Source organism: Streptomyces hyderabadensis (genome assembly GCF_020404845.1).
Taxonomy (GTDB): Bacteria; Actinomycetota; Actinomycetes; order Streptomycetales; family Streptomycetaceae; genus Streptomyces; species Streptomyces hyderabadensis.
In genome coordinates, this window is record NZ_JAIOJZ010000063.1 from 25965 (window position 1) to 36412 (window position 10448).

At 71.2% G+C, this 10448-nt stretch carries 9 protein-coding genes; 3 read left to right on the top strand and 6 right to left on the bottom strand.

Annotated elements, in window-relative coordinates:
- The first annotated feature begins 77 nt into the window (after window positions 1–77).
- Both K7854_RS32420 and K7854_RS32425 read left to right on the top strand, forming a co-directional pair.
- A complete protein-coding gene (locus K7854_RS32420) occupies window positions 78–728 on the top strand; it encodes an HAD family acid phosphatase (protein WP_226030133.1) in 651 nt (216 codons plus the stop codon).
- 46 nt (window positions 729–774) lie between these two features.
- Window positions 775–3810 (top strand): NACHT domain-containing protein, encoded by a 3036-nt coding sequence (locus tag K7854_RS32425; protein WP_226030134.1) that lies wholly within the window; start codon window positions 775–777, stop codon window positions 3808–3810.
- A gap of 72 nt (window positions 3811–3882) precedes the next feature.
- On the opposite strand, the gene K7854_RS32430 is transcribed toward K7854_RS32425, so the two are convergent.
- The gene (locus K7854_RS32430; RefSeq protein WP_087807976.1) at window positions 3883–6408 is read right to left on the bottom strand and encodes an ATP-dependent Clp protease ATP-binding subunit; all 2526 of its coding nucleotides are present in this window, start codon (window positions 6406–6408) and stop codon (window positions 3883–3885) included.
- A gap of 441 nt (window positions 6409–6849) precedes the next feature.
- Between K7854_RS32430 and K7854_RS32435 the strand changes: the two genes are divergently transcribed.
- Complete coding sequence (locus K7854_RS32435) at window positions 6850–7599, top strand: SCO3374 family protein (protein ID WP_226030135.1); 750 nt, start codon at window positions 6850–6852, stop codon at window positions 7597–7599.
- Here the strand turns inward: K7854_RS32435 and K7854_RS32440 are convergent, their stop codons facing one another.
- The 5 genes from K7854_RS32440 to K7854_RS32460 form a co-directional block, all read right to left on the bottom strand.
- Complete coding sequence (locus tag K7854_RS32440; RefSeq protein WP_003975458.1) at window positions 7600–7935, bottom strand: histone-like nucleoid-structuring protein Lsr2; 336 nt, start codon at window positions 7933–7935, stop codon at window positions 7600–7602.
- A 352-nt stretch (window positions 7936–8287) separates the two neighbouring features.
- The gene (locus K7854_RS32445; RefSeq protein WP_061443278.1) at window positions 8288–8797 is read right to left on the bottom strand and encodes an amino-acid N-acetyltransferase; all 510 of its coding nucleotides are present in this window, start codon (window positions 8795–8797) and stop codon (window positions 8288–8290) included.
- Window positions 8798–8806: 9 nt separating this feature from the next.
- Entirely contained in the window at window positions 8807–9205 is a 399-nt protein-coding gene (locus K7854_RS32450; RefSeq protein ID WP_372481100.1) for a BlaI/MecI/CopY family transcriptional regulator, read from the bottom strand.
- Window positions 9206–9402: 197 nt separating this feature from the next.
- On the bottom strand, window positions 9403–9582 hold the full coding sequence (locus K7854_RS32455; protein ID WP_226030137.1) for a hypothetical protein: 180 nt from the start codon (window positions 9580–9582) through the stop codon (window positions 9403–9405).
- Between the two features lie 23 nt (window positions 9583–9605).
- Window positions 9606–10196: a hypothetical protein gene (locus K7854_RS32460; protein ID WP_226030138.1), complete on the bottom strand. Its 591-nt coding sequence runs from the start codon at window positions 10194–10196 to the stop codon at window positions 9606–9608.
- Between the last annotated feature and the right edge of the window lie 252 nt (window positions 10197–10448).

Genomic DNA, 10448 nt, shown 5'->3' on the forward strand with positions numbered 1-10448 from the left:
CCACTTGCCGGGGCGAACATGCACGCGACAACTTTGCCGTCAGGCATCCGCGCAGGCATGAGAGGACCCCACCCCCCATGACCGACCAGACCGGACAGACTCCCCGTCGTACGTGGGCGCGTGTCGCCGCGGCGTCCGCCGTCACCGCGGCGGCACTCGTCGCCACGGTCACGCCGTCCGTCGCCGCCCCGGCCGAGACGCGGCCCGCGACGGTGACGGCCGCCGCGACCGCCGACGTCGACTACGACACCTGGCAGCGGGACTGCCGGGCCGTGATGGACGCGGCGCTGCCGTACCTGAAGGACCGGATCGCCGACGCGGCGCCCGGCGAGAAGCAGGCGATCGTCCTCGACATCGACAACACCTCCCTGGAGACCGACTTCGGCTTCAGCTACCCCCAGCCCGCCAACCGTCCGGTCCTGGAGGCCGCCGAGTACGCCCAGGAGCACGGCGTCGCCCTGTTCTTCGTGACCGCCCGCCCCGGCATCATCGAGGCGCCCACCGAGTGGAACCTCGCCCACGCCGGTTACGAGTCCTCCGGTCTCTACGTCCGCGGCTTCCTCGACCTGTTCAAGGACGTCGCCCAGTACAAGACCGAACAGCGGACCGAGATCGAGTCACAGGGCTACACGATCATCGCGAACATCGGCAACAGCGCCACCGACCTGTCGGGCGGCCACGCCGAGCGGACCTTCAAGCTCCCGGACTACGACGGTCAGCTGTCCTGACGCCCGTTAGGCTCCCCTCGTCGACCGACGACCACGGGGGTGGCGCATGGAACCAGCGGTACTCGGCGGAAAGTTGGCCTCCAGCCTGGTCGCCCCGCTGGTGAAGAAGCTGTTCGTTACCGGCGGCCCGGGCGCCGGGCTGGCCGACCGGCCGGTCCGGCTGGACCGCCTGGTCTCCTTCCGGGGCGAGCGGCGCAGGCTGGGCCCGAAGGAGGTACGGGGGCTGGCCGGGAAGCTGGTGGCGGGCTCCCTGGACTCCCCCGGCGAGCCGCCCTTCCCTCTCGATGAGACCGAGGCCGTCACCGACGCCCTGGCGGCGCGGCTCCTCGCCCTGGGCGACCTGGACATGGACGACGTGCAGGCGGTGCGCCTCGGGCACGGCGAGCTGGCCGCCCGGCTGCGCCGGCAGGCGGCCGGGTCCGGAAACGGGCTCTCCACCGACGCCCGCTACTTCCTCGACTCGGCGACCGAATGGGCCTGCCTGCACGTCCTGGAGTTCTTCACCCGGCGCTCCACCTTCGTCGCCCGCACCCTGGTCGCCCAGACCCGGGGCCAGGCCGAGCTGATCGCCAAGGTCGACGAGCTGATCAGCCGCGTCCCCCGGCCGGACGCCCGGGACACGGCGTTCGAACGCCGGTACCTGCCGTACGTCGCGGACCGGCACAACCGCATCACCATCTACGGCATCGACCTGCGCGACTCGCCGGACCGGTGGCCGCTGGAGGTCGCCTACCTGAGCCTGGAGGCGACCGCGGACGGTGATCGGACCGCGCTCCCGGATGAGCCGGCCGATCCGGAACGCACCGTCCGTCTCCCCGCCGAGGCCGCGCTGACCGCCCACGACCGGGTACTGCTGCGCGGCGACGCGGGCTCCGGCAAGACGACGCTGGTGCAGTGGCTGGCGGTGACCGCCGCGCGGGACGGGGACCGGGTCCCGTACGTCCTGCCGCTGCGCACCCTGACCCGTGCGGGCACACTGCCCTCCCCCGCCGCCTTCCTGACCGCCGTCGGCTGCCCGCTCACCCCTCCGGAGGGCTGGGCGGAACGGGTGCTGGGCGCCGGCCGGGGACTGGTCCTCGTCGACGGCCTGGACGAGATCCCGGCCGCGGAACGGCACCGCACCCGCGACTGGCTCCTCGCCCTGATCCGCGCCTTCCCCGGCAACCGCTGGCTGCTCACCTCCCGCCCCACCGCCGTACGCCCCGACTGGCTGGCCGCCGAGGGCTTTTGGGAGCTGTCCCTCACCCCGATGCGGGAGCCCGACGTCGCGACCTTCGTACGGCGCTGGCACGCGGCCGCGGAGGCACCCGAGTTCGAGACCCGGCTGCTGGACTCCCTGCGCACCAAGCGCGACCTGGCCCGGCTCGCCACCAACCCGCTGATGTGCGGCCTGATCTGCGCCCTGCACCGGGAACGCCGGGGCTACCTCCCCACCGGCCGCAAGGAGTTGTACGACGCCGCCCTGACGATGCTGCTCGCCCGCCGGGACCGGGAACGGGGCATGGAGGCGGTGGAGCTGGGCGAGGAGGCCCAACTGGAGCTGCTGCAGCGGCTGGCGTACGCGCTGGTGCTGAGCGGGCGCACCGAGATGGCGATGGAGACGGCCGAGGGCATCGTGGCGCGGGCGCTTCCGTCGGTGGCCTCGGCGGCGGGGCAGGGCGACGCTGCGACGGTCCTGCGGGCGCTGGTCCTGCGCAGCGGGCTGCTGCGGCAGCCCGGGGACGGCACCCTCGACTTCGTCCACCGCACCTTCCAGGACTACCTGGGTGCGCGGTACGCGGTCGAGGAGGGCCACCTCGATGTCATCGCGGGCCACGCGGGCCACACCCAGTGGGAGGACGTCATCCGCATGGCGGTGGCCCATGCCCGCACCGGCGAGCGGGCGATGCTGCTGCGGCGCCTGCTGGCGGAGGACACCCCTCGGCTCACCCTGCTCGGGCTCGCCTGTCTGGAGCACGCGACCGCGCTGGACCCGCTGGTGCGCAAAGAGGTGGAGGCACGAGCGGGGGAACTGGTCCCGCCGGGGTCGAAGAGGGACGCGAGGGCGCTGGCCGAGGCGGGGCCGCTGGTGCTGGAGCTGCTGCCGGGACCCCAGGGGCTGACGGACGCGGAGGCCCACGGCGTGACGGTGACGGCCTCGCTGCTGGCGGCGCACGAACCGGTCGGGGCCCTGGCGGTGCTGCGCCGGTTCCGGGACCATCCCGACCTCGACGTGCGGCGGCAGCTGGCCGGAACCTGGGGCCGGTTCGAGGCACGGGAGTACGCTGCGGCGGTGCTGGACCACCTGGACCGGGCGAACCTCTTCCTGACCTGTACGACTCCGGCGCAGTACGCGGTCCTCGCGGAGATGCGGCCGTGGAGCCGCCTGAGCTTCCGCGGTCCGCACCCGGTGTCCGAGATCGTCGGGGTGCTTGATCCGGGCGTCGTGCGGGAGCTGGCCCTGACCGACAACCCCGAGGTGACCGATCTGGCCGAGCTGGCGCCCCTGCGCTCCCTGCAGCGCCTGCAACTCGTCGGCTGCGGTGCGGCCCGGAATCTCGGCGGACTGGCGGGGCTGCCGATCGAGGAACTGCTCATCAGAAGGATGGGCGACCTGTCTGCTCTGCGTGAGTTGCAGTCGCTCAGTCTGCTGTCCGTCGCGCAGACGCTCCCCGGTTCCCGGCTCACGGACGCCCTCCCCCGGCACGCGCCCTTCGACTTCCTCTACCTCGGGCACACAGCCATCGACGGCACCGGGCTGCGCGGCCTGTCCCACTGGCAGACCCTGACGCGGCTCAGTCTCGCCCCGACCGCCCCGCTCGACGCGGAGGACTGGTCGGAGGTGGCCCGGCTGCCCCTGCTGACGGACCTGCGCCTGAACACGTCGCTGCTTCGCGGCGGCCTCGGACCGGTCACGGTTCTCCCTTCGGTCACCGAGCTGCACGTCGCGGCCTTCGAGGGGGACGAGGACATGTCCACCCTTCCGGTTCGGCTCCCCCGTGTGCGCCAGGTCACCCTGCACACGGCCCCCGGCGCCCGCTTCAACCCCGCCCCCTACGCCGCCCTCTTCCCCGACGCCGAAGTGACCGTGGACGAACGCTGACGCGGCACGGCGAAGGGGGCTGCCCGGGACCGGAGTCCCGGGCAGCCCCCTTCCAGGCTCACCCCCGGAGGGCTACGCCTCCTTGCTCAGGTTCGGGCCCGCGCCGCCGGCCGCCTGCTCGATCGGCGGGACGTCGGGGAGGGCCGACTTCTCCTCACCCCGGAAGGTGAAGGTCTTGGCGTCGCCCTCGCCCTCGGTGTCCACGACCACGATGTGACCGGGACGCAGCTCGCCGAAGAGGATCTTCTCCGACAGCGTGTCCTCGACCTCGCGCTGGATCGTGCGGCGCAGCGGACGCGCGCCCAGCACCGGGTCGTAGCCCTTCTTGGACAGCAGCTCCTTGGCGGACTGGGACAGCTCGATGCCCATGTCCCGGTCCTTGAGGCGCTCGTCCACCTTCTGGATCATCAGGTCGACGATCCGCAGGATGTCGTCCTGGCTGAGCTGCGGGAAGACGACGACGTCGTCGACACGGTTGAGGAACTCGGGCCGGAAGTGCTGCTTCAGCTCGTCCTGGACCTTGTTCTTCATGCGCTCGTAGTTGGACTTCGTGTCACCCGCGGCGGCGAAGCCGAGGTTGAAGCCCTTGGAGATGTCCCGGGTGCCGAGGTTGGTCGTCATGATGATGACCGTGTTCTTGAAGTCCACGACCCGGCCCTGGGAGTCGGTCAGGCGACCGTCCTCCAGGATCTGCAGCAGGCTGTTGAAGATGTCCGGGTGGGCCTTCTCGACCTCGTCGAAGAGGACGACCGAGAACGGCTTGCGGCGGACCTTCTCCGTCAGCTGGCCGCCCTCCTCGTAGCCCACGTAACCGGGGGGCGAACCGAAGAGGCGCGAGACCGTGTGCTTCTCGCTGAACTCCGACATGTCGAGGGAGATCAGCGCGTCCTCGTCCCCGAAGAGGAACTCGGCCAGCGCCTTGGACAGCTCGGTCTTACCGACACCGGACGGACCGGCGAAGATGAACGAGCCACCGGGACGCTTCGGATCCTTCAGACCGGCACGGGTACGGCGGATCGCCTTGGACAGCGCCTTGACGGCGTCGACCTGGCCGATGACCCGCTTGTGGAGCTCGTCCTCCATGCGCAGCAGGCGGGACGACTCCTCCTCCGTGAGCTTGAAGACCGGGATGCCCGTCGCCGTGGCGAGGACCTCGGCGATCAGCTCGCCGTCGACCTCGGCGACGACGTCCATGTCGCCGGCCTTCCACTCCTTCTCCCGCTTGGCCTTGGCGGCCAGGAGCTGCTTCTCCTTGTCGCGCAGGGAGGCGGCCTTCTCGAAGTCCTGCGAGTCGATCGCGGACTCCTTGTCGCGGCGGACGCCGGCGATCTTCTCGTCGAACTCGCGCAGGTCCGGCGGCGCGGTCATCCGGCGGATGCGCATCCGGGAGCCGGCCTCGTCGATCAGGTCGATCGCCTTGTCCGGAAGGAAGCGGTCCGAGATGTAGCGGTCGGCCAGCGTCGCCGCCTGGACCAGGGCCTCGTCCGTGATGGAGACGCGGTGGTGGGCCTCGTAGCGGTCGCGCAGGCCCTTGAGGATCTCGATCGTGTGCGGCAGCGACGGCTCCGCGACCTGGATGGGCTGGAAGCGGCGCTCCAGGGCCGCGTCCTTCTCCAGGTGCTTGCGGTACTCGTCCAGCGTGGTCGCACCGATGGTCTGCAGCTCACCGCGGGCCAGCATCGGCTTGAGGATGCTCGCGGCGTCGATGGCGCCCTCGGCGGCACCCGCACCGACCAGCGTGTGCAGCTCGTCGATGAACAGGATGATGTCGCCGCGGGTGCGGATCTCCTTGAGCACCTTCTTCAGGCGCTCCTCGAAGTCACCGCGGTAGCGGGAGCCGGCGACCAGCGCGCCGAGGTCCAGGGTGTAGAGGTGCTTGTCCTTGAGGGTCTCGGGCACCTCGCCCTTGACGATGGCCTGCGCGAGGCCCTCGACGACGGCGGTCTTGCCGACGCCGGGCTCACCGATGAGCACCGGGTTGTTCTTCGTACGGCGGGACAGCACCTGCATGACCCGCTCGATCTCCTTCTCGCGCCCGATGACCGGGTCGAGCTTGGACTCACGAGCGGCCTGGGTGAGGTTCCGGCCGAACTGGTCGAGGACCAGGGACGTGGAAGGCGTGCCCTCCGCAGGACCGCCGGCGGTGGCGGTCTCCTTGCCCTGGTAGCCGGAGAGCAGCTGGATGACCTGCTGCCGCACCCGGTTCAGATCTGCGCCCAGCTTGACCAGGACCTGGGCGGCGACGCCCTCGCCCTCGCGGATCAGGCCGAGCAGGATGTGCTCCGTACCGATGTAGTTGTGACCCAGCTGGAGGGCCTCGCGGAGCGACAGCTCCAGGACCTTCTTGGCACGGGGGGTGAAGGGGATGTGGCCGGACGGGGCCTGCTGGCCCTGGCCGATGATCTCCTCCACCTGCTGGCGGACCGCCTCGAGCGAAATCCCGAGGCTCTCAAGGGCCTTGGCGGCGACACCCTCACCCTCGTGGATCAGGCCCAGGAGGATGTGCTCGGTGCCGATGTAGTTGTGGTTGAGCATCCGGGCTTCTTCCTGAGCCAGGACGACAACCCGCCGCGCGCGGTCGGTGAACCTCTCGAACATCGTTAATCGCTCCTCAGAGCGGTCAGGCAGTGGGGGGAACTTCCCCTCCCTGTCCTTCCGCAGCTTAGTCCCGCAAGCGGGGACCGCTCATTCCAACTGCCGACACCGTCGATGGCCTCCTGACCCCTGACGCCGACATCTGCCACAACCCGATGGTGCGAGACGATGTTCCCGCAGGCCAGGCACTTACCCCACTCGCCAGTACGCCGATGGCGAACGCGAGACGGCCCGATCTGCATGTCGCCCCCTCCCACTAGGGATGTCTTACCCGCGGGGACGGACACTCCATGCCGCGCGCACCGGTTCCCTCCGCTACGGGCGAACAACCTTGTGCCTCCCCGCACCCCCGCACGCCCCCTCTTCCCGCCCTCTTTCAGCACTCTGCGCATTCGAATCGCCACCCAGCGTAACCCGAGGGCTCTTCGGACGGTTGCACTTGGCATGGTTGGCGCCCCAGACCCGGTCCCCGTCGCTTCCGCGTCTCCTGCCGCTCCGGCAGCTCCCGTCACCTCCGTGTCCCCCGTCGTGCCGTCGCCCCGTCGGCCCACCGGGGACGGCGGCTCGGCGTGCGAGCGGGTGCGGTGGTGGTACGAGAGCGCACTCGGGTGGCCGACCGCGCCCGGGGAACCGGTGCGGCTGCGCACGGGCGTGTGCTTCGACGTCCTGGACGTGCCGGCCGGCGCGGGGTACGCGACGCTGGAGCGGGTGGACCGGGTGAGGTGTGCGGGGCACGCCGGGCGGGGCGGTGCGGGTGCGCCGGTGCCGGGGTTTCCGGTGGCCGTCCAGGGCGAGCGGATGCTGCTGCTCGTGGCGGCCGGTGCCGCGGAGGAGCTGCCCGGGCTGCTGGAGTGGCTGGAGTGGGGTTCACTGGGGCTCGACCTGCGGGCCGTCGGGGCGGGCGGCCTCATGGACGCGCCCCTCGTCCCGCGGCCCGGCCCGGCCGGACCGCCTCCCGGGCTGCCGCCGCGTCCCCCGGAGCGCGACGGCCTGCGAGGGGCCGCCGTCTGGCTGCGACCCCCGGAGCCGGGGTGCGAGGTGGGGTCCTCGCTGCCGGCGCTGTCGGTCCCCGGGTGTACCGGGACCGCCCTCGATCTCGCCCGGCTGGTCCACACGCTGGCCACGCAGTGCCACCGCTTCCGGCTCGCCGCGAGCGGCCCACCGCGGGAGCGGCCCGTGGCGCGGGTCGGATGATCAGCCGTTGGCCTGCTCGTACGCCTCGCGGACCTTCGCGGGGACACGACCGCGGTCGTTGACGTCCCAGCCGTTCTCCTTCGCCCAGGCGCGGATCGCCGCGGTGTCCTGGCTGCCGCCGGAAGCGGCGCGCGCCTTGCCGCGACCGCCCGAGGCACGGCCCCCGGTGCGACGGCCACCCTTCAGGTACGGGTCGAGAAGACCCCGGAGCTTGTCCGCGTTGGCGGTGGTGAGGTCGATCTCGTAGGTCTTGCCGTCCAGTGCGAACGTCACGGTCTCGTCTGCCTCGCCGCCGTCGAGGTCGTCGACAAGAAGGACCTGAACCTTCTGTGCCACCGGATTTCCTTTCATCGATAACTTGGGGGCCGGAGTCCGTCGGCGTCCGCCGTATCGCCGCCCCTTGTTATATGCAGTACTGCAGTACGCCGGAAAGCAAACCGCTTTTGCCGGAAAAACACAAACCCCCGGCGGAGACCGGTAGCCCCACTCCGGGCCGGAAACATGCGCGTTTCGGACATAGGGAACCGGGCGGGAACCCGTGAAGGGCACGTCTCCGGAATAAACCTTGGGCCGCGAAGCGCCACGATGGACTGCCAAGGGAGGCGAAGGGCAGGGAAGGACCGGGACCGGACCGGGAAGGGCAAGGAAGGGTCGGGAAGGGCCGTGGTTGCCTAGCGCTGTCCGGCGATCACAGATGCAGAAGCATCCGGCTGTTGCCCAAGGTGTTCGGTTTCACTCGTTCGAGCCCCAGGAACTCCGCAACACCCTCGTCATAGGAACGCAGCAGCTCCGCGTACACATCGGTGTCGACCGGCGTCTCCCCGATCTCCACGAAGCCGTGCTTGCCGAAGAAGTCCACTTCGAAGGTGAGACAGAAAACGCGGCGAACACCGAGCCAGCGGGCCGTGTCCAGCAACTTCTCCAGCAGCTTGTGGCCGACGCCCGCGCCCTTCAGACCGGGCTTCACCGCGAGAGTCCGCACTTCCGCGAGGTCTTCCCACATCACGTGCAGCGCACCGCAGCCGACCACCTCGGCGTTGTCGTCCCGTTCCGCGACCCAGAACTCCTGGATGCTCTCGTAAAGCGTCACCATCGCTTTGTCGAGCAGGATGCGGTCGCGCACGTACGCGTCGAGGAGCCGGCGTACGTCCGGGACATCCCTGGTGCGGGCGCGCCGGACGCTGATGGCATTTGGCATGGGGGGACGCTATCGCTCGCCGCCCTCCGGTACCGCGCCGGGTCCCGGCGCCGGGGTTTCCGGTCCCTGCACGATGCGGATGGCGTCTCCGAGTGCCTGGCGCTGTTCCTCGCTCATCATGCCGAAGAAGGCGACGAGGGCCGCGGCCGGGTTGTCGCTCTGGGACCAGGCGTCGTTCATGAGGGCGGCCGCGTAGGCGGCGCGAGTGGAGACCGCCTCATATCGATAGGCGCGGCCTTCGGACTCGCGGCGCACCCAGCCCTTCTGATGGAGATTGTCCAAAACGGTCATCACGGTGGTGTACGCGATCGACCGTTCCTGTTGCAGGTCTTCCAGGACTTCTCGAACGGTCACGGGGCGGTTCCACTTCCACACCCTCGTCATGACCGCGTCTTCGAGTTCTCCCAATGGGCGAGGCACGCTTCGAACGATAGTGGGAGATCGGGACGATCGCGTGCCGGACGTGCGCATTCGTCGGAAAACGGGCGCAAAAGGGGCGTACGGCTCCTGGGGTGGGAGCCGTACGCGGGGTCGGCCGTCCGGGTGCGGTCGGCCGTCCGGGGTGCGGTCGGCCGTCCGGGTTCGGTCGGGTCGTTCGGGTGGCGTCAGGCCTTGGGGTGCGGGGACGCCTGCCGGGCGCCCTCCGCCCGCGCGAGGGTGGCGTCGACGACCGCGTCCTCCTTGGCCTTGTTGGCGCCGCCCTGGGTCTTCACGATCACCCGGATCACGCCGATGAAGAAGACGGCCATGACGGCCGGGGGCAGGAGCGCGGAGACGTAGTCCATGGCACCAGGGTAGCCAGGCGCCGTCAGCCGGCCGCGAGGTGGTGCCGGGAGTCCGGGGCGGGTGGCGCCGGCGGGGCCGGTTTGCGGCGCGGGAAGACCTCGCCGGGGGTGGGGACCGGGCGCTTGGGCGTGGCCGGGGCGGCCGGGGCGGGCCGGGGGGACGGTTTCGGGGCGGGCTTGCGCGCGGGGTCCTTGTCCGGCTGCCGGCCGCCGGGGACGGCGTGGAGGCGGGTGCGGGCGGCGGGGAGCGCGGGGTGGCAGCGGGCCAGGAGGGCGGCCGCGGCCGGGTTGCCGCGCAGGGCGCCCAGGGCGGCGAGGTCGTCCGCGCCGGGGCGGTGGCCGGCGCCCAGCGCCTCGTCCAGGAGTGCGAGGTAGCCGGCGGCGGTGCCGGGGAGGGCGGCGCGGTATCGGGCCAGGTCGGCCAGCAGGAAGGTGCGGTGCCGGGCAGCCTCCCGCATCGCCTCGTCCAGCGACTCTGCGAGCTGGAGGCAGTCCTGGGCCTCCTGGGCGGAGGCCGGGCTGGGGTTCAGGGCGAGGGCGAGGGCTCGCCGGAGCACGCGCAGCTCCTGAGCACCGAACGCCATGCCGCCGCGGGGTCCGTAAGGCGTGGGCATGGGGCGACGATACGCGCTAATCAGACAAACCTCGCATAGGGAGCGGGGGTGTGGCGCGTGCGCCCACTCGGATGCGGGGTGCCTCCGGCGGTTGCGCGGGGTGCCTGCGGCGGCCTGTGGGGGGTGGGTGGGGGTGCGCTATGCCTGCGGCGCCTGTGCGGGTTTGGTGGGGGTGCGCGTAGCGCGGTGCGTGGTTTGTGGGTCGGGGCCGCGCCGGGGGGTGTTCGTCCTCGGAACGGCGCGGAATCGGTT